We start from the raw sequence: 22,653 nt of genomic DNA, 5'->3' as shown, positions 1-22,653 counted from the left end.
GCCTGCGCAGCCCCACCGCCAGGACGACGATCCGCTTGGCCCGCTCTTCGATGCGCTCGAGTCCATCAACAGCGAACTCACGGATCCACCGTGCGCCTGGCCCGACTTGACAACGCCGGTGCCGTGCGCGGCGCGTCGAAGAAGGGCGCGTCTGGTGAGGACGGAGGCAGCGACAGCGCGCGCGTCCCCGCCGCCCCGATCACGTGGCACAAGGTCCAGGAGGCCGAACGCGAGGCGTTGTGCGGCGAGTTCACCGCGTGGGTTATCCGCGTGGCCGACATGTATGAGCTGACCAACGAGCAACTCCCGCATGCCTGCTGGTGGGAGCCCGGCGCCGTCGTGGCCGAGCTGACAGCGCTGTGGACCGGCTGGGAGTCGGCATACGGCAATGAGGAGGACGCGGCCGCCGGACCCTACCTATGGCATGACGCCTGGTCCCGTGGCATCGAGCGGATCGGCCGCATGTGGCTCGGCGAGTGCACCAACGGGTACCACCAGCAAAAGTCCAGGACGGTCTGGGGCACTGACCCCGCCTACCGAAAGAAGATCACCGAAGCCGGGCCGCCGGGAGTCGGTGTAGGCCCTCAACGTGAGTGACCAATTCTCAGTTGACCTTGGTCAACCACGACTACCGAGCAGTTCAGCATGGCAGACACCCCGGCAGCAGTGGGGCAAGCTGCACTGAGGCGCAGTCGTCGGTGTGAACACGTCTCGACCCCCTCCGCGAGCGTCCGCACCGCGACCTCGACCGGGACGCCGCACGCCCCATTCCCCACCATGTGGCCAGCCGTCGGCATGCACGTACGCCGGCAGTCGATCCTTGCCAATCCCCATCTCTAGGAGTCTGGAGTGGGTGGCCAATGCTCGGCACCGTGCTGTCGCTCCTGCCCCCGGCGGTGACCGCGACGACCAGGAGCAGGCCGAGGCAGTCGGTCACGATGTGCCGCTTTCGCCCGGGCACCTTCTTCCCGCCGGCGTAGCCGCGTGAGGAGGCCGGGACTGTCGCGGCGGCCCGCACCGACTGCGCATCGATGATCCCCGCCGTGGACTCGGCCTCACGGCCCTCGCGTTCACGGTCCGTCCCGTGCAGCCGCTCATGGAACTCGAAGCAGGCGTAAAAGCGGCCCCAGGCGGCGATCAGCCCGTGCTCACGCCAGCGGCGGAAGAAGGCGTGAACGCGGCCCCAGGCGGGGAAGTCCGCGGGCATCGCTCGCCACGAGCCCTCGCCCGCGACCAAGTAGCGGATTGCGTCCAGCATCTGGCGGTGGCAATAGCCCTCGGGCTGCCCGCCTCTACCCTGGAGCCAGGCCGGAACCCGGCAGCAAAGGCCGGTCCTCCGCCCACTCTGCGTCCGTCATGTCCGAGGGATACCGGCGCACCCGGTCGGATGATCGGCCGCGTTGCCGTACACGTGCGCGAGGCAATCTCACGACACGGCGGGCGAGTTGAAGTGAACGAGCTCGAGCGCGTGCAACAACGACAACAGGGCCTCCGGGAACCGCTCGGAATGGGGTCGCACCCCGAGCTACCAGGGGGCCCTGCCTTCATGCGCGTACGGCCGGAAGATCATCCGACCAGGAACTCCGTTCGACTTGCAGGTTCCAAGATCAGTTGAGATACGGCTTCTTGGGAGTGCTGAGGCAACTGGTCAACGGGGCGTGAGTTCGGCGGGGCTTGTCCGTTACAGGTCGTGGACCTGCTGGGTGGTGCCGTCCGCTTCCCACTGGGCGTAACAGGCGTAGACCGTCTTGTACGGCGGGAAGTCGCGCGGCAAGTGCTCCCACGGGATGCCGGTGCGGCTGACGTAGAGGATCGCGTTGACGAGCTCCCACAGATCGTGCACCCGGGCCGTCGTGCCAGGGCCGGTTCGCCAGGCGGTGAAGTACCGGTTCGATCAAAGCCCAGCGCGCATCGGAGACATCAGCGGTATAGACGACGAGCACTCACGCCTCATCCAACGACCGCCGACACCAGCAGTCACAGAATCATCCCTACGCCGCCACAACCGGCAGCCCGCCCGATGTCATCGGCCCTTGTCCTGCAAGCGGCCTGCAGAGGACCACCCTTGCTGCCGCAGCCTCTCGAACCCGTCCAGGAGAAGGTCCAGCGCGAACTCGAACTCGAACTGATCGTCACAACCCTGACCCACCACGGACCCCTCGTCATGAGCCACCGCGCCGGCCAGCTCCATCACGTACGGGAACTCCCCCGCGCCCTCCTGGGGCGCGGCCGACTGCGCTCGCGGATCGGGGCTGGGCGAAGCGTCGAACAGCTCCTGCGTGATGCCCATCATCCGGCTGCCCAGAGCGTGCATCACATGGTGCGTCAGATCGACGGAGAACCCACCGGTCCGGAACATACCGATCACAGAGTCCATGTACGCGAGCACGACCGGCGTCGGGCTGCTTCGCGACTGAATCACCTGAGCCGCCCATGGATGTCCGAGGAAAGCACGTCGCGCCGAAAGGATCCTCTGGCGAACCGCGCCCTTCCAGTCGGACCCCGGAACCGCCGGATCGATCTCGCCCATGACGACATCAACCATGCCGTCCAAGAGCTGCTCCTTGTTCGCGACGTGCTTGTAGAGAGCCATGGGCACCACGCCCAGCTCCTGCGCGAGCTTGCGCATGCTCAGCGCTTCGATCCCGATGCCATCGGCGAGTGCGACAGCCGCCCGCAGCACCCGGTCCCTGGTCAGAGGGGTGCGGCGCACCGCCTTCGCCCGCTGAGCCATATCGCCGCCAGCCCCCTCAGTGATCCGCCGTTTCCGCGCACCATATCCGCGCACCGCTTGACGAGTGTACGTCGTACACCTACCGTGAGCCTTCGGTGTACGCCGTACACCTTTCTTTGGGGGTGGGTCCTGGTGGTACCAACCAGAAAAACCGCAGTCGTCGCGGGAGCGTTCTTCCTTCTCACAGAAGTCGCCGCGATCGGCGGGCTCGCGCTGTACGGCCCCGTTCTGCAGGACGCGGGCTACATCGTCGGCCCCGGCGCCGACACGCGGGTGTTCCTCGGCGCACTGTTCGAGATCGTCCTCGCGGCGGCCGTCGTGGGCACGGGAGTCGTGCTGTTTCCGGTCCTCAAAAAGCAGAACGAGGGGGCGGCGCTGGGCTATGTGTGCGCCCGCCTCCTCGAAGCCGCCGTCATCATCGTGGGCATCATCAGCGTTCTGTCGGTGGTGAAGCTGCGGCGGGACTTCGAGGGAGCGGCGGACAGTGATGCCACCTCGCTCGTCACAGCCGGCCAGACCCTGGTGGCCATCCATGACTGGACGTTCCTCATGGGGCCCAACTTCATCCTGGGAGCGAACTCGCTGGTCCTGGCATGGTTGATGTACCGCGCCAGGCTCGTCCCACGGTTCATCGCCGTCTTGGGAATCGTAGGGGGCGCGTTGATCTGCGCGTCGGCGACCGGAGTCATGTTCGGGCTGTACGAGCAGATTTCCGTGGCGGGGTCGGTCGCGGCGATCCCCGTGTTCGCATGGGAAGTGAGTCTTGCCGTCTGGCTCATCGTCAAGGGGTTCACACCGGCTGCCCTCCTCGACGGGGACAGTGAGGGGAAAAGCCGCGTCGCCACGCACCCCGCAGCCGGGTGACGGATCGCCACTGGTCGCAGTCTCCGTCCTGGAACAGTCCCTCGCCGAGCCGGCTCGCCGAGTTGCCCTGGCCGCGTTCAACCTGCGCAACGCCACCCCGTCCTGGCCTCCAGCCGCGAGGCCGCCATCGCCGCAACGAACGAACTCGTCGCCGCGGCCGGCCGAGCCATGACCTGGCCTGACCTGGCCTCCCGAAGGACCGGACGAAAACGGCCTCGGCACCTTTGACAGTTCTCCATCCCAGCGGTCAGGCCGCCGGTCAGGTCGCCCTCTCGGGAGCATCCAGATGCGGCAGGCGGGGTCGGCCTGGTCGTCTCGCCTGCGAATCCGATCAGACACGGAACTGGCAGATAATGCTCCAGCGTGACTTCGCGATCTACGCGCTGGAGAGGGCGGAGAGCCGCTGCCGGTAATGGCTGCGACGTGCCGAAGCTTGGTGGCTTCTGCGCCAGTTCGACCAGTGCAGGAGTGCGTTCAGGGCTGTGATCGACGGGCTGAACAGTGCGCCGATCAGGCGGCGGATCTCCGGGACGGTCAGGTCGACCGGGTCTCCGCTTGGGGCCGGGCGGTTCGGATCCGCACGTCTCTCGTCGGCCTCGCGTCGTCGACTGCCGCGGCAAGGAACGCGAGTGCGAGCATGGCCAGGGTGACGTGCCGGTGCCAGGCTGTCCAGTTGCGAACCTGGTAGCGGTCCAAGCCGACCTGACCCTTGGCCGCCTGGAAGCACTCTTCGATGCACCAGCGAGTACCGGCGACGCGCACGAGCTCCGACAGCGGCACGATCCGGGGCGACCAGCACAGGTGGAAGGCGAGCTCGCCGGTGGTGGGATTGCGGCGAATCAGCAGGTGGCGGTGCTCGTCAGTGCCGATGTGCACCCAGGCCCAGTCGTAGTAGCGGGGCCCCTTCGCCCCGGAGCCGGCGCTCTGCCGGTGCCAGGCCGAGGCGGGCAGGCGAAAGGCGGCCTCGTCCGCGCGGATCGCCGTGCGGCCCTGGTTGATCCGCACTCTGGTCGCGCAGGACACCGCCAGCACGTAGCCGACCCCGCGGGCCTCCAGCCCGGCCCGCAGGCCAGGGTCCTGACCGTAGGCCTCGTCGCCGGTCACCCACGACGTGCTCACTCCGGCGTCCAACGCCTGCTCGATCATCTGCAGGGCGAGATGGGGCTTGGTCGTTAAGACGACGTCCTCGGGTACTCCGGCCTTGCGGTGCCGCTCGGAGTCCCGGCTCCATGTGGGTTCGGGCAGGTAGAGACGGTGGTCGATCAACGCCCGCCCTCTACTGGAGGCATAGGCGAGGAAGACGCCCACCTGGCTGTTCTCGATCAGCCCGGCGGTTCCGGTGTACTGCCGCTGGACACCCGCCGAACACAACCCTTCTTCAGGAAGCCCGTCTCATCCACGATCAAAACAACGTCACCGGCGCCGAGATGGTCCACGACGTAGCGGCGGACCTCGTCGCGCGCCGCACCGCGTTCCAACAGGCGGACCGCAGCAGCCGCTGCATCGGACCGGGACGGCTATGGCCGGCGTGCTCCGCCAGCTGCCAGCAGTTCTTGCGCTCGGCCCCGGACAGCAACCCGAGCAGATTGGCGCGGGCCGCGGTGCCCGAGATTCCACTCGACCGAACAGGCCCGCAATCCGAGCCGTGACGTGGTCGAACAACGCCTGCCATCGAGCAGGGTCTACGCTACGGCCCGCGGCCACCGCACGATCTTCAAGAGTCCACACAAACCCTTGATTGTCTCGCGATGGCCGCACGTATCAGGCGTCGTGGTAATCGCCGTCGTCAACCTGGACCTTCGCCTGCAGAACCTACCTCGCGCATCGTCGCGATCACCGCATCGCTGGGTTCTTGGACACGATCCGCCCGGCGCTCCACCACATCGGGGCCACCGCGAGGCCGGGGATCGGCAGCGACCACCGCTTCCCAATCCGCTGCGGTGATGTCCTGGCCCTCACCGTCAGTTGTATCCGCCTGGTTCGTCGCCTGCCGTCTTGACCTGCTTGCGGTAGGCCCCCGGCGGCGATCCGAAGTGTCGTTTGAAAGCTTTGGCGAAGGCGAACTCCGACGTGTACCCCGTGTGCTGCGCGATTGTGCTCAGCGGGGCCGGCGATTGGTGCAGCAACCGTGCCGCGGTGGCCATCCGCCAGTTGGTCAGGTAGGTCAACGGCGGCTCGCCGACCACCGAGGCGAAGCGGCGGGCGAACGCCGCGCGGGACAGCCCGGCGCGGGTGCCCAGCGACTCCACGGTCCAGGGGTGGCCGGGATCGTCGTGGATCGCCTTCAGGGCCGGGGCGACTGCCGGGTCGGTCAGCGCGGACGTCCAACCCCGGGTCCGCTCCTTCGGCAGTTCGGCGTACCACGACCGGAGGATGTACAGCAGCAGCAGATCGATGAGCGCCGTGACGACCGCGTCCGAGCCCGGCTGCGGCGCGTGGAACTCGGCGCACAGCTGATCGACCGCCGAGCGCAGCACCGGGTGGCGGCCCGGAACCGCGGGGAGGTGGATGACCTCCGGTAAATCGCTGAACAGCGGATGCGGGCGATCAACGTCGATCGCGTACGCGCCGCACACCAGCACCGTGTGCGGCCCCGGTCCGTCCGCGGTGACCCGGCCGATCGGCGAGGAACGGTCCACGCGCTCCGGTACGAAGTCCACCGGGTCGCGGCCCGGCACATCGCACAGGGTGTGTCCGCTGCCGCGCTGCAGGAACACGATGTCGCCGGGTCCGAGCGCGAGCGGTTGGCCGTGCGGTGGCAGCAGGTGGCAGTGTCCTTCCACGACCACGTGGAATCCGGCTCCTGAGATGGGTTGGAACTTCAGGGCCCACGGGGCGTGCGCGTCGGTGCGAGTCACCATAGGGCGTCCCGTCCGCAGGACTTCGAGTGTGTCGCTCAGGATGTCCATAGCACCACTCTAGTGCCTGCATGGCAAGACGATATGACAGGGAATCGAGATCTCAAGTCATTCACCGTCTCGATGCGGAGGCGTACGTTCTTGCCATGGCGGTTGCCGAACCCCGGCACTGCATCGACGAAGGAATGGATCCCATGTCTCTGGCTGGCAAGAAGATCGTGATCATCGGTGGAACCTCCGGCATCGGCTTCGCGGTAGCCCAACAGGCCGCGGCGGCTGGCGCGGACATCGTGGTCGCCTCCAGCAATCAGGACCGCGTGGACGCCGCGACGAAGCGGTTGGGCGAGCCGGCCGAAGGCCGCCGCCTGGACGTCGCAGATGGCAACGCCATCGCCGCGTTCTTCGAGCAGGTCGGGGAGTTCGACCACCTCGTCTACACCGCGGGCGAATCTCTGCTGATCAAGCCGTTGGTCGACACCACCCCGCAGGAGGCCAGGGCCGTCTTCGAGCGCCGGTTCTGGGGGGCGTTCCTCTCCGCCAAGTACGCTGCACCGCGACTGCGCGACGGCGGCTCGATCACCTTCAGCTCCGGCGTCCTCGCGATCCGCCCCCTGTCCGGGACCGCGCTCACGGCAGGTATCACCGGCGGCATCGAGGCCCTGTCCCGGGCACTCGCCGTCGAACTCGCCCCTCTGCGCGTCAACGTGATCCAGCCCGGTGTGATCCGCACCGAGCTGTGGGACGGCAGTGTCCCGGACCCGGAGGCTTTCCTCCAGGGCGCCGGGTCCGAGCTGCTCACGCGGCGTGTCGGCACTGCCGAGGAAGCCGCGGCGGCCTATCTCTTGGTCTTGTCCAACGCCTACGTCACCGGCACCACACTCGCGGTAGACGGCGGCGCGGCGCTGGTGTGACATAGGCGCCACGCATGACAGCCAACGGAGCAACGCCGCACCGACGCGACGCGCTCCTTGCCGCGGCAGTCGACGAGGCAAGGCCGACCAGACGTGCGGATCCGAACCGCCCGGCCCGAATCTGATCCACCGCCTCACTCGCGGCCGGCCAGCACCCATCGACCACGTCCTGCACTGGTCACACTGGCGCCGCCGACGACAACACCAAGCCCGCATCAGCCACTACAAACGACGCGGCCACGCACCACCCGAAACCGCCCAACCGTCACGGCAAAGACCGTTGCAGTACTAATACTGCAACCGCATCTGCGTGACGGATGTGGTGTGGGGCTCGTTGGTGTATCTGTGTGCCGATGAGCTGACGGTTGAGCAGGTCGAGTCGTGGTACTCGTTCGGAGCCACCCGGGGCTCCGAGGCGGCCCCGGTCGCGGGCCCTGGCGACCTCCGGTTCGGCCCTCCCGGGTACCGCACCGGCTCGCTCCGGTCGGGCGGCGAGCCGTGCGCGGCGGGTCGCCTGTCGGCGCCGCCTAGGGCCGCAGCTGGGCCGCGAGTGCCTCGGCGACCTTCCTGAGCGACTCGCCGGCCAGGGCTGGGTCCGCCTTGGTGACGGGCCATCCCTGGGAGACCACGAGCGCCAAGTCGCCCTTGCCCGCCACCGCCACCCGTGCGACGGCGACCGTGCCCCGGCCCGGGGTGACCCTGGTCTGGCCGATCCCGGGCCTGTCCTTGGAGAACGCCATCACCTCGTCGGCGCGGAGGGTGCCGAGGCGGGCGATCTGCGGCAGCGCCAGGTTCACCGCCACCCCGCCCTCGGACGCGGCCACGAGGTCGATCTCCACCGGGGCTTCCGAAGCCGTGAAGTTGCAGACGACGGACGTGTGCGGCGGGACGGCGGGGTTGGAGGGGAGCCCGGACGGCGTGGGCTGCCCGCTGGGCCAGGCCTCAGCCGGCCGGCCCGGGTCGACGGTCCCCTGAGCCGCGGGGTCGCCGCCGGACGCCGCCGTGGTGACGGTCCGTTCGGCACCGGCCGCCTTCAGCGCCGCCGCCGGGTCTAGGCCGAACGGGCAGGCCGACGTACTCGTCAGCTGCTTCGCCGTCGAGGCGACCCGGTCGTAGGACAGCCTCTCACCGCCCGAGGCGGCCCCGCCGGAACTCCCGGACGAGGAACAGGCGCTCCCGGCAAGGGCGATCCCGGCCGCGCCGGCCAGGGCGAGGATGCGGCGGTACTTGGCTGCTGTGCGATCAGCTGTCATCCGGTCAGCCTAATCCTGCAACCGCATCTGCGTGACGGATGTCGTGTGGGGCTCGTTGGTGTTTCTGTGTGCCGATGAGCTGACGGTTGAGCAGGTCGAGTCGTGGTTCGAGGGGATAGCCAGGTTCCATGCCCGCATCGCGGTGCACCTGACGAACCTGGACGGCGTACTGAGCCAGTTCGCGCCCCCTGTCACCGTCGACGAGGAGGCGCTGTGGGAGCTGCTGCGCGCTACGCAGTGCATGCCCGTGGCGAGGCGCTGTCCCGGTGGGGTGACTTGCAGCATGCCCCGGCAACCGCAAGCTTCCCCGCGGTCATGAAGCCGGGCTCCTTCGTCGCGGCGGTGCCCGGGATGGTAGCCCTGGGATGGGTCTTTCCCCACGATGTTGTGGCTGAGCCCTGGGAGGTGACCGATGCCCGCGCGTACCGCCTCTGGGACCACGAGTGGTGCACGGTCAACGTGCGCTGGCAGCTGTCCGGCCAAGCTCTCTTCCAGAGCACCATCCACTACGCGGCGTGCTACGAGGTCGGCTGGCGGCTGGGACGTTCCCACTGGGGGCAGGGCTTGGCCACCGAGGCCACTGCGGCCGCTGTACGGTTCGGGTTCGAAGAGCGAGGGCTGGAGCGGATCGCCAGCACCACTCAAGTGGGCAACGACGCCTCCGAACGGATCATGACCAAACTGGGGATGCATCCGGTCCGTGAGACGGTCAATCCCACCGGGGGTCGGCGAGTACGGGTGTTCGAGCTGTCGTCGGACCAGTGCGTCACAACCACTCGTTGATGGCGGCAACGAGGACAGTGGCCTCGTAGTGGACCGCGAGTTTGTCGTACCTCGCGGCCACGGCCCGGTGCCTCTTGAGGCGATTGATACCGCACTCGACCGCGTGCCGAGCCTTGTAGTCCTGCGGGTCGGACTTCGGCGGCCGGCCGCCGCGCGAACCGCGTTTCTTGCGGTTGCGGGCCTGGTCGGCCTTGTCCGGGATGGTGCAGAGGATCCCGCGCCGCCGCAGGTGAGCGCGGTTCTTCCGGGAGGCGTACGCCTTGTCGGCGCGCACCCGACCTGGCCGGGTACGCGGCCTGCCCGGCCGTGATCACGATGGACATGGGCTTCCGGCCCTGTTCGATGGCCAGGTGCAGCTTGGTCGCCAGTGGGCCGGGCGCTAGGCGCTCTCACGTACCGGGTTGGATCAGTCCTCGTCGCCCCACCTGCGGCAGTGCGCGTACGCGAGGGCGGCGGCCGTATCGGGGTCGGGGCGTCGAATTTCCCCGGCCCAGCGGGTGGAGTCGTCTTCGCTCGTGGCGAGCAACTCGATCTGGTCGGCGACGGGGCCGGGCAGGACCGCGGCGATGAGCAGCTCGGCGCAGTCGACGTCCAGGCTCAGGCCGATGACGGTGAACGTCTGGGTGGCTGCGGCGGTCATGCGATCAGCACGAACGTCGCGAGCTCGATGGTCTGGGTGCTCAGGTCCGCCTCGAACGCCGTGACGACGTAGGTGCCGTTGTCGCCGCCCCAGGAGGTTTCGGGGCTCTCACCCGCCTCGCCTTCGGCGCGGTAACGGGAAGTGCCCCAGAACGGCCTCAGCCGCTTTCTGCTTGGCCTCATCGAGAGTTTCTCCCTCGGTGACGACTGCGAAGGTCGAGGCGAGATCCCAGCAGTCGTACCGGTTGCCGACGATCGTGAATTTCATGGTTCTCCCTTTCTCGATTCTCCAGAGGCGGCGGGCCCGGAATTCCTCCGGGGCCCCTGGGTGACCTGGTGTCAATGGCGCCGCGCGCCCGATACGCGGGCGGTGATACGCAGCAGGTAGAGGTCCAGCAGCATCAGGGCCTGGTCCTCGGTGAGTCCCTGGACCGCGTCCGTCGCGGAGTCCATGGCGCCGGTGAAGACGACAACGCCGAAGTGCAGGCCAGGGTGTGGCTGGCAGGCGCGCAGCAGCTGAGAGGCGTGCGCGTTGCGCGGGCGGCGCGGCCGGGCCCCCTGCCGGGGACCCAGTTCGGTGGGAGCGGGTGCGTTCGGACGGCAGCGACCCGGACAGCGCACCAATGGATGCCGTACCGACGCCGGTACGAACCAATGGGAGAGAGGCGGCGGCGTCCGTCGTCGGATTCGGTGCCGGAAGGGGAACGGTGGACCTCAGGATTCTCCCGCTCGCCGTCACCATGATGGTGGGCCCACAGATCATGGCCGCTGTCGGGACTCCCGCGAGTTCGTTCTGCTCGGCCCATCATCTTCTGACCTGCGGCACTGGTGAGCGGGGGTTCACTCGATAGCCTGGAGACTTCGACGTTCCGTCGAGATTCCTGACGTTCTGCCGCTATCTATGACGCATGGTCGTTCGCAGTGAGCTGAGGCGTCGATGACGCTCGCGGTCGTCCGGTCGATCGGTACGCCGCGGCGACTGGCGACAGCACAGGAGTACGAGGACTTCGAGCAGGAGCTGGTCGACCAGTTCCTGCTCGCCGGGGTCGGCGCCGGGATGGCGGACAGTTCGATCGCCGACGACCGGCGGGCGATCTTCGAGTACGTGCGGTTCCTCGGTCAGCCGGTATGGACGAGCGGTCCGGAGGACGCCGATCGTTTTCTCGCGGACCAGCGCAAGGTCAAACGGCTCGCGCACAGCACGGTCCAGAGCAAGGCGTGGACGCTCGCGCAGTTCTTCGACTTCCTGATCGCTCGCTACCAGGGAGACATCCACGCGCTGACCGGTCACGTGTTGGTGCAGCCGATCGACGAGTTCAACCGCCCGGCCAAGAGCGAGTACGGGACCCAGCGCATCCCGCCCTCCGAGGTTGAGGTGGACCAGCTGTTCAACGGGTGGCGGGAGTCGTTGGGGAGCGCGAGGAAGTTCCTGCCCGCGGCCCGGGACTACATGGTCGCCTCGCTGTGGCGACGGGTCGGGACGCGCATGACCGAGACGCTCAAGCTGGACATCCGGGACTGGCGGCCGGACCTGGGCGACTTCGGCAAGCTGCACGTCCGGCACGGCAAGGGCAGTCGCGGGCGCGGGCCGAAGGGCCGCCTTGTGCCGGCCATCAACTCGACAGACGCCCTGATGGACTGGTGGCTCGGCGACGTGCGGCACCAGTTCGGCGACGACTACGCCAACCCCGACGCCCCGATGTTCCCCAGCGAGCGCCGCGACCCTCTGACCGGGTTCTGCCTGCGGGCTGGTGACGACGCGCTGCGGTCGGGCCTGAAGGGAGCGGTGACGGACTTTCTGCCCGCGTGGGCCGGACGCCTGACACCGCACGTCCTACGGCATTTCTGCGCGTCCTCGCTCTACCTGCAAGGCGTTGACCTGAAGGCGGTCCAAGAGCTTCTGGGCCACGAATGGCTGTCCACTACGACCCGGTACATCCACGTACACGAGAACCACATCGAGCAGACGTGGGCGACGGCGAACCAGCGGGTCTCGACCCGGCTGGGCCTGGGCTGAGGAAGAGGATATGCGCTGGAACTTGCGGATGAAGGCCGCCGAGCGGGGGATCTGGAAGTCCACCGAGATGCGCCGGCGCCTGGCGGAGGCCGGGCTGGAGATCAGCACGGGCAAGATGTCGGCGCTGTGGACGGGGACGCCGACGACGGTCCGGCTCGATGACCTGGACATCATCTGCCTGGTGCTTCAGTGCACCACGGCGGACCTGCTCGTGCACGAGCCGGAGGTGGCGGCGGCCAGGAGGCCACAGGCCGAGCCGCAGGCGGCCACCGGGTCCGCGTCGGTGGTGCCGCGGCTGGGCCGCGGCCGGACCCTTCCGCCGCTCTGATGACGCCGCCGAAGACCTGCCCACGGTGCCGCCAGCGGCCCGTGTCCAGCCAAGGTGCGAAGTACTGCCATCGTTGCCGGCCGCAGCCGTGCGACCCGCCGCCGTGCCGTCAGTGCGGGTCGACCGAGGATTACTGGACGGCTTTCAAGTGCCGGGGCTGCTACCGCGGTTCGTCAGCCGAGCGTCCGGCGTCCTGCCCGGACTGCTTCGCCTGGGGGATGCTGCGGCGCTACGGCCGGATGTGCGTGGGATGCCGTGCGTGGCGTCGGCTCTACCCGAGCACCGGCCCCTGCCGGATCTGCGGGCGCGTCCTGCATCTGGCCGAGACCGGCGCGTGCCGGCTGTGCATGAAGCAGGCCCAGATGCTGCGGCCCCGCCGCCAGGCCCTGGATCTGGAAGGGGCGAACCGGCACGGGCAGCAGCTGTACTTCGCGAACATGGGACGGCGCCTGGAACTGCTGAACCCGAAGGGGGCACGGCGTCGGACCGAGCCGGCTCCGCAGCCTCCGCCGCCGCTGAGACCGGCGGAGCACCAGCAGCTCGGCATGTTCCCTCCACCTGGCCGGGACCTGCGGCGCGGCCAGGAGCGGGGTTTTCCCGAGGTCGATGCGCCCGAGGTTACAGCGGCGCTCAAGGCCGCCGTCGATGACTACGCGCAACGCCACGGGCTGGGGTATCACACCGCCTGGGGCCTGGACCGCGGGCTACGTGTGCTGCTGAGCATCCAGGAGACGCCCGGCGCCCGGTTCAGGGCGTCCGACGTGCTGTTGCTGAGTGACCTGCTCTTGCCGGTCAGACCTCTGCTGAAGCTGCTGGCACAGCTCGGCATGCTGGACGACGACCGCACCCCCGGCGTCGTTACCTGGTTCCGCGAGCGCACTGTCGGCCTTCCCGAACCGATGCTCGGCGAGCTCACCACCTGGTTCGAACTGAAGCTGTCCGGCAGTACCACCGCGCCGCGTGTCAAAGCGCGTCCGCCCCGATGGATTCAGCGGATGGTGACACACGCACTTCCCGCCCTGCGAACCTGGGCGGATCAGGGCAAGAACTCGCTCAGGTCCGTCACCCGTGCCGACGTCCTCGCCGTCCTGCCCGACAGCGGCACCCCACGCGTGGACATGCTCCAGGGCCTGCGGCACATCCTGCGGCCGCTGAAGACCCGGCGGATCATCTTCACCGACCCCACCGCCCGGATCTTCTGCGGCATGCCGACCTCCACCATTCCCCTGCCCGTCGAGGTCGACGCCCTCCGGGAAATCCTCCACGACCGGCAGGCGCCGCGAGCCGCCCTGGCCGCCCTGGTCATCTTCCACGCGCTCACCTCCGGGCAACTACGCGGCCTGAAGACCATTGACCTGCGCGACGGACGCCTGTTCCTGCCCGACCGGACTGTCCTGCTCGCCGAGCCCGTACGCGCCCGCGTGGCGACCTACCTGGACTACCGAAACCACCGCTGGCCCCGCACTGCCAACCCTCACCTGTTCGTCTCTCAGACCACTGGCTGCGGCGTCGAGCCGGTCAGCAACGTCTGGATCAACGACGTGCTCGGCATATCCGCCCGCCGGCTCCGCGAGGACCGCCTCCTCCACGAGGCCGAGGCCACCGGCGGCGACCCCCGCCGCATCTGCGACCTGTTCGGTCTGTCCGTCGGCGCGGCCCTGCGCTACACCGGCACCGTCGACCAGCCCGGCCTCATCGAGTACAGCCTCCGCAACGCGGGACCAGCACCGCATCCCGGCAAGAATGATCTTGCTGGGCCTTAAGGGGCCCGGGTAGGTCTCGGGGCCGGCGTGCGCCCAGCGGCGGCCACGGCGGCTCGCCGGCTGGGAAACAGCTGGTCGTAGATCGACACGTCAGGCATGGGGCGGCCGTCAGAGCCATCCTTGCGAAAACCATTGGTGCCCGGCTTGCTCCGCTGATGGACTTGACGTCCTACCGTGAGTCTGCCGCGTGACGGAGGTAGTGGTTGTGACAGGTTATGACGTGCTTGCCGAGGTGTACGAATGGCTCATCTCGGATGCAAAGTTGCCTCCAGCCGAGTTCGCTGCGTCGTTCGACGACGTCCTCAATCTCCTGCCGTCGAACGCTCACGTCCTCGACTGTTCGTGCGGAACCGGACAGTTGGCGGTTGGCCTCGCCGGTCGTGGCATGCAGGTTGTCGCAACTGACGCCAGCGAGGCGATGGTTCGTCGGACCGCAGAGTTGTCTGAGGAGTTCGGGGCACCCGTCCGGGCCGTACGGGCGAACTGGGAAGAGCTGCCCGACCATTTCCAGGACAACACGTTCGACATGGTGTTCTGCGTTGGCAACTCGCTTCACCATGCCACGGGCGCGACAGGCAGGGGTGCTGCTCTGGAGTCGATGTCACGGCTTCTGCGCCCCGGCGGCCGCTTGGTACTCACATCCCGCACTTGGGAACTCGTGAGGGCCAGAGGTTCCCGGCTGGAGATCAGTGACCGACTCGTCCGCCGGAACGGTCGCGATGCCGTCGTGGTCTACCGCTGGGAGATTGCGCCGCACTGGGAGGAGGAGCACCACATCGAGATTGCGATCGCACAAGTTGATGCGACCGGGTTGGTTCTTGTCCGCTCGGAACTGCTGTCCTGCTGGCCCTACCGGTACGAGGAACTCGAAGTCGAGCTGCACCGGGTCGGACTCCAGACAGAACTGAGCACGTTCGATCTTGAGGCCGAGAACTACATGGTGGTCGCGAGCAAGGTATAAACACCGGACTCTCAGTCCCTGGCCGGACCGCGCGGTTGCTCGCAGGACGCTTGCGCCCTCTCATCGGTGCGGGTTCAAGTGGTCAACGCAACGCCTCGGACGAGGAGTGCTCGTCGATCAGACGGCGGTAGATCCGGGGTGACGGTGTGGCGCTGTTTCCCGGTCGCATCCAGATCAATGAGCAGGATCTCGTCGATCAGCGGCGTGAACGGATCCAGCTTCGACGGCCGCGCCGAAGCGGTTGTCGTGCGTGGCTGCGGCCAAGCCGAGGTCAGGGCCTTGTTGACCGTGCTCCAGGTGACGCCGTACTTGGGCTGCCTTTAAGGAGGCTGTCACCAGGGGCAGAGTGACCAGCGAGTAACTTATTGGCTGTCTGTCGGGGTTTCGTGCGCCCAGCTCCGTGCCGTCGCGAGCAAAGGCCACCATCACGGCCTGGCCTTGAACGCGGACGGCAAGACCCTGCTCGCCGGGTGGCCAACGACGAGCCGGAGCTGCTGAAGCTGATCGGCGACGTCCTGGACCTATCCGACGGTGAGAAGGTCACCTGGGCCATCGACATGACCGGCGGAGAACCCGCGCTGCTGCTGGCCCTGCTGCTCAATCACGGCCAGGAGATTCTCTATATCCCTGGCTGGCTGGTGAAACCGGGCGTCGGATGCCTACCGCGGCGAGGGCAAGACCGACGCCCGCGACGCCTACGTCATCGCCGACCAGGCCAGGATGCGCCGCGACCTGCGCCCCATCCGCCCCGGCGACGAAACCGCCATCGAGCTCAAGTTGCTGACCGGCCGCCGGGTCGACGTCGACAAGCTCACCGAGGGCCGGTTTCGCGAGCACGAACTCGCCGACATCCTCCTGAGCGTCCCAGGCATCGGCACCGTGCTCGGCGCGGAGTTCCTCGCCGCTGTCGGCGGCGGCCTGGAGGAATTCGACTCGCCAGATGCTCTGGCGGCCTTCGCCGGCGTCGCCCCCGCACCTCGCCGGGCACGACCGACCCACCTTGCCGGCAACGTCGAAGAGGACCCCCGACATGGGGAAAGGGGCCCCACACGTGCGTGAGGCCCCTCCGCGAGTCAGCTCCAACTGCCCTTTCTGCGCACACCATCGGTGAGGCATGACAGGGACGCAATGGCAGGAACCAGTGCGAACCAGTCACCCTTCATCATGAATGCGACCGCCAGAGTGCCGAGAATTCCTGCGAATACAAGTTCCCCTACACAGACGATCTTTTGTGCAATTGACGGGTTCGTCATGTCAGCATCTCCTTGACCAGGCGGACGGAGCTCCATACCAGCTGGCGGCCATCCAGGCATGGAGGCCAAGGCATTTTCCGCGCAGGGCGGCGTAGCTCGCAACCGATGTGATGTACCAGACGTACAGACGCATGTATCCGACGAGGAGCTTGCCCCAGCCCGGTATCCACTTCTCGATAACGCCAAGAAGTTGCCCGGTTGCCCCAGCACCGGCGGCCGCCCATCGGGTCTCACTCTTATTCAGGTACACCCAGATGTGCCTGTAGGGAGACCACCACCTGCTCCACGTACTGTACGACCACATTCCGCTCAGGTCGGTGCAGTTGATCGGCTCGCCGAAGCAGTAATCGTAGGCGTTGGCGTTGCCTCCGTACATCAGGTCCTTGGACAGGAACCGTCCGCTGGTGGGGTCGTAGAGACGTACACCCATCAGGGTCAAACCGCTAAGAGTCTCGCTGGAGCGCTGCTTGCCGCCGAGCCAGTTGTAGCGGACGGCGGGCTGGCCGGTGCGGCGGTTGCCGTACTCGTCGTTGTCCAGCACCAGGGGGGCGTCGGCCGGGTTCAGCGGGAGCTGGAGGGCGACGTCGCCGTGGATGTTGGTCAGCTGGAGAATTGTGCCGCCGCCGGTGCCGGTGATGGCTGCGACGCCGCCGACAGAGTCGACGTTGCGGCTGACGGTGCCCTTGGTGGTGTCCTCGGTGATCCAGCGGGGGTTGTCGCTGTCACTGCCGTAGTGGTTGACCTTGGACGCGCTCTGGTTCCAGGTGCCGTCGGTGTTCTCCTCGACGGTCCAGGAGCGCAGGCGCTGGTTGGCGTCGAGCTGCCAGGTCTGGCGTTGGCCGTTCGCGGTCTGCTGGTGTACCAGGTCGTTGGCGTAGTAGCCGATCTGGCTGCCGGGCAGGTTGGTGGTGCGGCCGAAGGCGTCGTAGACGTAGCCGGTGGCGATGAGGCGGTCGGCGCTGTCGTAGGTGTGGGTGGTGGTTGTTCCTCCGGTGGTGGGGCAGTCGGCGCCTGCGGCGCCTTCCGCGGTGGTCAGGGAGGTGCGGTTGGTGCGCTTGTCGAAGCCGTAGGTACGGCGCGTGCAGACGTCACCGACGGTGTCGGCGACATCGGTCAGACGGCCGGTGGCGTCGTAGGTGTAGTTCTGCGAGGACCAGCCGGCATGTGCGGTGACCTGGCCGTGGACGGACTCCTCGACGGTGTCGGAGTAGACGACCTGGCCGTCGCTGTCCCGGGTGTAGACCCGGGACGTGGTCGCGCCCGTGGTGTCTTCCTCGACCTTGAGGGTGTAGCCGCCGGGGAGCTTCTCGGTAGCGACGGAGCCGTCGGCGGTGTAGCGGGCCTCGAACGAGCCTGCGACCGAGTCGGCGCTCTTCGTGACCATGCCACGCGGTTCGACGGTGGTGTCGTAGGCGTAGGTGACGGTGGACGGGGCGGTGTCGGTGGTCTTGACCGGCCGGTTCAGCAGGTCGTACTCGGTCCGGGTCACGCCGCCGTCGGCGTCGGTGTACGAGACGAGCCGGCCGAGCTTGTCGAACTCCTTCGTGATCGCCCCGCCGGTCGGCGAGACCGTCTTCACGGCCTGGCCGGTGGCCGGGTCGTACTCGGTCGTGGACTCCGGAACGGCCTGCCCGAGCCCGCCCGCCATGACGTACGTGACCGGACGGCCCGCAGTGTCGTAGGTGGTCGTGACGGTTCGGGTGACACCGTTCGCGGTCTCGGTGACCTTGGCCGGGTTGCCCCACCAGTCGTACTCAGTGGTGGTGGCCCCCAGCTGACCCGGGTTGGTGCCGCCGCCGGTGATCGCGCCGGCGGGTCCGGTAGTGCACACCTGGTCGGCCCATTCCGGGCGGCCCTGGCAGGTGCCGGTTCCGGTCGCGGACCAGTACGTGGTGACCCGGGTCGCGGCGTCGGTGCCGGTGGCTCCGGGCAGCAGCTGCTTGGTGACGCGGCCCTGGTCGTCGTATTCGGTGGTCTCGGTGATCGCGAGACCGGCCGGGTCCTTGACCGTCTTGACCGGCAGGCCCTTGCCCCAGTCGTAGACCGTCTGCACCGCCCGCCCGTCGGTGAGCGTGGTGGTACCGAGGACCTGTGCGCCAACGGTCACCTTGGTGACCTGGTGTTCCACCTTCGCGGTGCCGTCCGTGGGACGGCCCGCGTCGTACTCGTTGACCATCCAGGAGCGGGCCACGGCAGATTCACCCGTGGTGGTCAGCGTGATGCGACGCAGCGGGCCGAACCTGTCCGTCTGGCGAATGCCCTTGGAGTCGAACAGGGTCTTCGTGGCGAGCAGGTCAGCGCGGTCCTGAGTGGACAGGCCGATGATGCCCAGCTCGGTCAGGGTCGCCTTGTAGGCGTCCGTGCCGCCGAGCGCCAGGGCCCGGTTGCCGGCCGTCAGTTCACGCACGGTGTTGCCGTGGTGGTCGTACTCGACGGTCGTGATGTTCCCACCCGGCGTGGCCATGTTCACTTGGCGCCCGGATGCGTTGGTGTAGGTGATCCACGCACGACGGTAGTCCGCAGCAGACAGGCTGGCACCATCGTGCGAGGCAGGAACTACGTCTGGGGGGAAGACAGCGGTGGCGTCCGTCGGGACGTCGGTCTGACCCCACGCCGCGACGTCCGAGGCACCGAGCTTGTATGGGGCGTTGCCGCCGGTGAGCGGCACGTCGTAGACGAGGCTCATGGACGCGGTGCCGGACTCGACGTCCTTGGTGCCCTGCTGCAGACCGGAGCGGTTGGCCTTCAGGAGCATGCCGTCACCGGCGGTGGCGGCGTTGCCCGCCTTGCCGTAGGTGAACCACCAGGGCAGCTCGCCGGGCGGGGTCAGGTCGGTGACCCGGCCCGCCGCGTCATAGCCGTAGAAGGTCGTCAGCGCGGAGCTGAGCCGTGGGTTGTACGTCTCCCGCAGGCGACCGGATCCGTCGTACACGTACTTCTGCACCGACTTCGACGTCGCTGCGACCGCACCCGGCTCGGTCGACCAGGCCCGGATCTCCCTCACCTGGCCGGCCACGTCACCGAAGGCAGTGGCAGTCGCCGTGGTGGTCGTGGCGTAGAGGAACTCCAGCGCCCGGCAGCCCTTCGTGGACGGCGTCGCCGTGCACGTGGCAGCGGAGACGGCCGAGGTCGGCGCGATGACCAGCTTCGGGCGGGCGAGCTTCTTGCCGTCCACGGTCACGGTCTCGGAGATCACCGTGGTCGTGGACTGCGCCAGGCCCTCCCTGGTGCTGGACGCCACCTGCCAGGCAGTGGCCGCCGCATCGGGCTTGGAGAAGACGGTGAGCGTGCCCTCGGTGTCCTTCAGCGCGAACGACCCCGTCAGCGAGCCGGTCAGCGTCATGTTCTCGGCGCCTGGCTCCGGCTTCCAGCCACCACCCGTGGTGGCTGTGAAACCGAGCTCCTCACCATTGACATCGACCAGCGCGACCGAGGTGGCCGAGGTCTTCTTCAGATATGCCCAGTCCGACTCGGTGATCTCCGCGGTCGTGCCAGAGGTCCACTGCGGACCGAAGATCGGCGCCTGGCCGTCCTGCTTCGCCCCCGCATCCGGGCGCCGCGACGACGCCGTACGCGACACCGACAGACCGAACAGCGACGCGTCACTCTCCGACAGTGAGAAGTCACCGGTAAGCATGTTCACCGAACCCGGACCCGCCTCCTCCGAGGGAGCCGTACCCGCGTTGCGGTCCACGGTGATCTCGTTCACCGGGGAGTACGCCGAGGTGGTGCCGTCCGTGAACGCGGCACGGACCTCGATCGGACCGTCCTCGGCCAGAGTGTCCGTGATGTTCCAGGTCAGACCGGCGGGCTTGCCGCCAGTGACCGGCACGGGCCAGCCCGAGACCGTGTCCGAGCCCTGTCGCACGTCGGCGACCGGGACGTCCTTCCACGTGTCCGTCTCACCACGGCGGTACTGGTAGATCACTCCGGTGTAGGAGGACTGGCCTTCAGCCGACAGGCCGACACGGCGGGCCGGGCGCTCGCCCTGCCCCGGGGTCAGCAGCGCCGCACCCGAGCCCGCGTAGAAGACGTGCGAGGTCTCGGCGGAGATGTTCCCGGCCGCGTCCTTGGTGCGGGCGGTCACGGTGTGCTTGCCCGCCGGGAACGACAGCGTCTTGCTGACTGCCGCGCCCGTCGTGGCGGCCGGTGTCCAGGCGCCGGTGTCCAGCTTGTACTCCACGGTCTTCACGTCGCTGGTGGGCGGGGTGAAGGTGAATGAACCGGAGAAGTTGCCGTTCGCGTCCGGGGTGCCGGACCAGGTGTTCGCCGGAAAGTCGGCGGAGGAAACGGCGGGTTTGGCGGGGGCGGTGGTGTCGACGGTGAAGGTCTGCCACGCGGACCAGGTCCCGTTCCACGTCGAGCCGTCGTAGACCGCGGCCCGCCACTTGTACGAGCCCTGGGGCAGCGCGGTCGTCGGCGTCCACGGCGCGTTCGCGCCCGAGGCGACGTACGCGGACTTTCCGGTCTGGAGAGCTGCCGTACCGGTGGACGTCCAGATCTCGTACGTCAGCTGGACGGTGTTGCCGTCCGCGTCCGTCGCCTTACCGGTGATCGTCGGCGTGGTGTCGTTCGTCGCCGCCCCGGAGAGCGGGGCTACGGGAGTCGCCGCACCCGGCTTGGTGTTGTACGTGACCGACATGTACGGGGTGTTAGAGGCCGCGTTGCCGGAGTTGAAACGCTTCCAGCCGTACGGGTCCGCCTCGTCCGTCGCCCGGATGCCCAGGGTGTTGGTGCCGTTGCCGTTGCCTGCCCAGGCGGCTGCCAGGGTGGTGATGTCCTGGTTGACCCAGCCGTCCGCGCACGAGGACGAGAAGCCCTTCGTGGCGGTCGACGTCGCCCACTTCCTGTTCCAGCCCGGCTGCGCGGTCCAGCGGGTGGCGGTCGAGGCGGAGCCAGTGTCCCAGACCTCCCAGCTCTTGGCCGTGCAGGACCAGGAGTGGTGGTTCCACAGGTTGAGCTTCGCGCCCAGAATCTGCTTGCCCGCGATCTTGGCCATCGGGAAGGCCAGGAACGAACGCGCGATCTGGCCCGAGCCGTTGTTACCCAGCTTCAGCTCGGTCTGCGCCGACACATCGGTCGCATAGCCCTGCTGGACGAAGGTGTCGAAACTCGACCCGATGTTGACCGCGGGGTCGACGGTGACCGGGTACTTCGTCGCCGGGTCGGCCAGGAACTTCGCGTCCGGCGTGAGCGTCAGGTCGACGGAGCTGCCGCGCTGCGTCATCTTCAGTCCGACATCGGCGCGGCGCGTGTGCTCGCCGGACCGGGGGTCCACGGTCGCGTCCCACATGATGGGCGCGGGCAGTACGCCGACCTGCTTGCCCGACTTCGCGTCCAGGAACGTCACCGAACGGTCCGCGTTGGCCCGGGCCTTGACGCCCTTGGCCTCCAGCGTCAGCGTGACCGAACCGTTCGCCTCGACAGCGGAACGATTCTTCAGTTCCAGGTACTGCTCGAACCCGGTACGGGTCGACTCGATGATCAGGTCGGTTGCCGTCAGCGCGTCGGCGTAGCGTGCCGTGGTGCCCGACACCGACGGCTCCGGCAGAACGCCCCGCCACGACAGCGTCATCGCCCTGTCGTCACCGGCCTTCAGCGTCACCAGCGGCACCGCCGAGGTCTTCACCTCACCCGCCGCACCCGACGCGCGCACCTTGGCCGCCTGCGCCGTCGGGGTCTTCCCCGCCAGCTTCAGACCCAGCGGATGCGACCGCGCCACCACCCCCTGGGCCGTCTTCGTCAGATCGACGTTGATGTCCCGCCACCTACCGGTGGCCTCGTCACGGAACCGAATCGGACCCGAGGCCGCGTCCAGCGTCACCGAACCATCCGGATTCGCCCACGTCGTCGACGACTCCGTACGCTCCGACAGCGCCTCGACGCGCTTCCCCGACAACCGGGCCGCGACCTGAGCAGACGCCAGATCCGCAGCCTCCGTCGGATAGCGGGTCTCCTCAGCAGCGGGCAATGACGGCTGCTGAGAAGGCAAGGCCACAGACTGGCCCGTCGTACCGACGACAAGAGCCGCCTCGGCTGCCATCAGACCGGCTACCGCAAGGGCTATACGGGGCAGAGTGCTAGCTCTCAGCCACCTGCCTGCCGCATGGCTCTGCGGCGTTCTTCGATCACTCATTCTGTTGTGGTCCCTCCCTTTGAAACAGCCGCTTGACGCAGCTGCGAGTGCTGATCATAAGCAGGGGTAACGACACTGGTGCGAAAACGTTCTGATCAGACCGCGTTGACCGTCTCGCACTCGACGCCGGCGGCCGTGTGTGCGGTCACGCAA

General features: G+C 68.0%; 18 protein-coding genes and 2 pseudogenes. 9 read left to right on the top strand and 11 right to left on the bottom strand.

The genetic code is table 11. The annotated features are described in order from the left end of the window. The first annotated feature begins 90 nt into the window (after nt 1-90). Entirely contained in the window at nt 91-597 is a 507-nt protein-coding gene (locus J7E88_RS29940) for a hypothetical protein (RefSeq protein ID WP_251023409.1), read from the top strand. Between the two features lie 43 nt (nt 598-640). Here J7E88_RS29940 and J7E88_RS36465 read toward each other — a convergent pair whose 3' ends face one another. The 3 genes from J7E88_RS36465 to J7E88_RS29925 form a co-directional block, all read right to left on the bottom strand. Next, the gene (locus tag J7E88_RS36465) at nt 641-1,258 is read right to left on the bottom strand and encodes a transposase (protein ID WP_251023408.1); all 618 of its coding nucleotides are present in this window, start codon (nt 1,256-1,258) and stop codon (nt 641-643) included. Between the two features lie 423 nt (nt 1,259-1,681). After that, nucleotides 1,682-1,843, bottom strand: coding sequence for a transposase (locus J7E88_RS29930; RefSeq protein ID WP_215186568.1), 162 nt, complete (start codon nt 1,841-1,843; stop codon nt 1,682-1,684). A 180-nt stretch (nt 1,844-2,023) separates the two neighbouring features. Beyond that, nucleotides 2,024-2,734, bottom strand: coding sequence for a TetR/AcrR family transcriptional regulator (locus J7E88_RS29925; protein WP_215186597.1), 711 nt, complete (start codon nt 2,732-2,734; stop codon nt 2,024-2,026). A 132-nt stretch (nt 2,735-2,866) separates the two neighbouring features. On the opposite strand from J7E88_RS29925, the gene J7E88_RS29920 reads away from it, so the two are divergent. Further along, on the top strand, nt 2,867-3,598 hold the full coding sequence (locus tag J7E88_RS29920) for a DUF4386 domain-containing protein (RefSeq protein ID WP_215186566.1): 732 nt from the start codon (nt 2,867-2,869) through the stop codon (nt 3,596-3,598). A 534-nt stretch (nt 3,599-4,132) separates the two neighbouring features. Here the strand turns inward: J7E88_RS29920 and J7E88_RS29915 are convergent. Beyond that, nucleotides 4,133-5,260: pseudogene (locus J7E88_RS29915) on the bottom strand (IS701 family transposase). 299 nt (nt 5,261-5,559) lie between these two features. Further along, nucleotides 5,560-6,507, bottom strand: coding sequence for an AraC family transcriptional regulator (locus J7E88_RS29910; RefSeq protein WP_215186564.1), 948 nt, complete (start codon nt 6,505-6,507; stop codon nt 5,560-5,562). Nucleotides 6,508-6,650: 143 nt separating this feature from the next. Here J7E88_RS29910 and J7E88_RS29905 point away from each other — a divergent pair, with 143 nt between their 5' ends. Next, nucleotides 6,651-7,367: an SDR family oxidoreductase gene (locus J7E88_RS29905; protein WP_215186562.1), complete on the top strand. Its 717-nt coding sequence runs from the start codon at nt 6,651-6,653 to the stop codon at nt 7,365-7,367. Between the two features lie 527 nt (nt 7,368-7,894). On the opposite strand, the gene J7E88_RS29900 is transcribed toward J7E88_RS29905, so the two are convergent. After that, nucleotides 7,895-8,620, bottom strand: coding sequence for a hypothetical protein (locus tag J7E88_RS29900; RefSeq protein ID WP_215186560.1), 726 nt, complete (start codon nt 8,618-8,620; stop codon nt 7,895-7,897). 387 nt (nt 8,621-9,007) lie between these two features. On the opposite strand from J7E88_RS29900, the gene J7E88_RS36460 reads away from it, so the two are divergent. Then, nucleotides 9,008-9,403, top strand: coding sequence for a GNAT family N-acetyltransferase (locus tag J7E88_RS36460; protein WP_308307658.1), 396 nt, complete (start codon nt 9,008-9,010; stop codon nt 9,401-9,403). Here the strand turns inward: J7E88_RS36460 and J7E88_RS29890 are convergent. The 3 genes from J7E88_RS29890 to J7E88_RS29880 all read right to left on the bottom strand — a co-directional run bounded on the left by J7E88_RS29890 (nt 9,387) and on the right by J7E88_RS29880 (nt 10,225). Further along, entirely contained in the window at nt 9,387-9,677 is a 291-nt protein-coding gene (locus J7E88_RS29890; RefSeq protein ID WP_308307657.1) for a transposase, read from the bottom strand. The two genes, J7E88_RS36460 and J7E88_RS29890, sit on opposite strands and share 17 nt — an antisense overlap. Before the next feature lie 132 nt (nt 9,678-9,809). After that, complete coding sequence (locus J7E88_RS29885; RefSeq protein WP_215186558.1) at nt 9,810-10,043, bottom strand: hypothetical protein; 234 nt, start codon at nt 10,041-10,043, stop codon at nt 9,810-9,812. Then, nucleotides 10,040-10,225, bottom strand: a complete 186-nt coding sequence (locus tag J7E88_RS29880) for a hypothetical protein (protein WP_215186556.1) — start codon at nt 10,223-10,225, stop codon at nt 10,040-10,042. Before J7E88_RS29880 ends, J7E88_RS29885 begins: the two co-directional genes overlap by 4 nt. A 754-nt stretch (nt 10,226-10,979) precedes the next feature. Between J7E88_RS29880 and J7E88_RS29875 the strand changes: the two genes are divergently transcribed. The 5 genes and pseudogenes from J7E88_RS29875 to J7E88_RS29855 all read left to right on the top strand — a co-directional run. Then, nucleotides 10,980-12,059 carry a tyrosine-type recombinase/integrase gene (locus J7E88_RS29875; protein ID WP_215186554.1) on the top strand — a complete coding sequence of 360 codons (1,080 nt, stop codon included), beginning with the start codon at nt 10,980-10,982 and terminating at the stop codon, nt 12,057-12,059. 10 nt (nt 12,060-12,069) lie between these two features. Continuing rightward, nucleotides 12,070-12,387 carry a helix-turn-helix transcriptional regulator gene (locus tag J7E88_RS29870; RefSeq protein WP_215186552.1) on the top strand — a complete coding sequence of 106 codons (318 nt, stop codon included), beginning with the start codon at nt 12,070-12,072 and terminating at the stop codon, nt 12,385-12,387. 347 nt (nt 12,388-12,734) lie between these two features. After that, on the top strand, nt 12,735-14,150 hold the full coding sequence (locus J7E88_RS29865) for a hypothetical protein (RefSeq protein ID WP_215186550.1): 1,416 nt from the start codon (nt 12,735-12,737) through the stop codon (nt 14,148-14,150). Between the two features lie 205 nt (nt 14,151-14,355). Then, the gene (locus J7E88_RS29860) at nt 14,356-15,111 is read left to right on the top strand and encodes a class I SAM-dependent methyltransferase (protein ID WP_215186596.1); all 756 of its coding nucleotides are present in this window, start codon (nt 14,356-14,358) and stop codon (nt 15,109-15,111) included. A gap of 369 nt (nt 15,112-15,480) precedes the next feature. Continuing rightward, a pseudogene (locus J7E88_RS29855) lies at nt 15,481-16,092 on the top strand (transposase); the annotation flags it as partial. Between the two features lie 92 nt (nt 16,093-16,184). On the opposite strand, the gene J7E88_RS29850 reads toward J7E88_RS29855, so the two are convergent. Together J7E88_RS29850 and J7E88_RS29845 are read right to left on the bottom strand one after the other, a co-directional pair. Next, on the bottom strand, nt 16,185-16,364 hold the full coding sequence (locus tag J7E88_RS29850; RefSeq protein ID WP_215186548.1) for a hypothetical protein: 180 nt from the start codon (nt 16,362-16,364) through the stop codon (nt 16,185-16,187). 1 nt (nt 16,365) lies between these two features. Beyond that, nucleotides 16,366-22,500 carry a DNRLRE domain-containing protein gene (locus tag J7E88_RS29845; protein ID WP_374196340.1) on the bottom strand — a complete coding sequence of 2,045 codons (6,135 nt, stop codon included), beginning with the start codon at nt 22,498-22,500 and terminating at the stop codon, nt 16,366-16,368. Between the last annotated feature and the right edge of the window lie 153 nt (nt 22,501-22,653).

This window comes from Streptomyces sp. ISL-10 (genome assembly GCF_018614575.1).
GTDB lineage: Bacteria > Actinomycetota > Actinomycetes > Streptomycetales > Streptomycetaceae > Streptomyces.
This window is presented reverse-complemented; position numbering and strand designations above follow the sequence as displayed.

Coding starts and splice junctions, on each gene's coding strand:
- J7E88_RS29925 (WP_215186597.1), bottom strand. CDS start 2,734: ATGGCTCAGCGGGCGAAGGCGGTGCGCCGCACCCCTCTGACCAGGGAC.
- J7E88_RS29905 (WP_215186562.1), top strand. CDS start 6,651: ATGTCTCTGGCTGGCAAGAAGATCGTGATCATCGGTGGAACCTCCGGC.
- J7E88_RS29875 (WP_215186554.1), top strand. CDS start 10,980: ATGACGCTCGCGGTCGTCCGGTCGATCGGTACGCCGCGGCGACTGGCG.
- J7E88_RS29865 (WP_215186550.1), top strand. CDS start 12,735: ATGAAGCAGGCCCAGATGCTGCGGCCCCGCCGCCAGGCCCTGGATCTG.
- J7E88_RS29850 (WP_215186548.1), bottom strand. CDS start 16,364: ATGACGAACCCGTCAATTGCACAAAAGATCGTCTGTGTAGGGGAACTT.
- J7E88_RS29885 (WP_215186558.1), bottom strand. CDS start 10,043: ATGACCGCCGCAGCCACCCAGACGTTCACCGTCATCGGCCTGAGCCTG.
- J7E88_RS29910 (WP_215186564.1), bottom strand. CDS start 6,507: ATGGACATCCTGAGCGACACACTCGAAGTCCTGCGGACGGGACGCCCT.
- J7E88_RS29900 (WP_215186560.1), bottom strand. CDS start 8,620: ATGACAGCTGATCGCACAGCAGCCAAGTACCGCCGCATCCTCGCCCTG.
- J7E88_RS29880 (WP_215186556.1), bottom strand. CDS start 10,225: ATGAGGCCAAGCAGAAAGCGGCTGAGGCCGTTCTGGGGCACTTCCCGT.
- J7E88_RS36465 (WP_251023408.1), bottom strand. CDS start 1,258: ATGCTGGACGCAATCCGCTACTTGGTCGCGGGCGAGGGCTCGTGGCGA.
- J7E88_RS29870 (WP_215186552.1), top strand. CDS start 12,070: ATGCGCTGGAACTTGCGGATGAAGGCCGCCGAGCGGGGGATCTGGAAG.
- J7E88_RS29845 (WP_374196340.1), bottom strand. CDS start 22,500: ATGAGTGATCGAAGAACGCCGCAGAGCCATGCGGCAGGCAGGTGGCTG.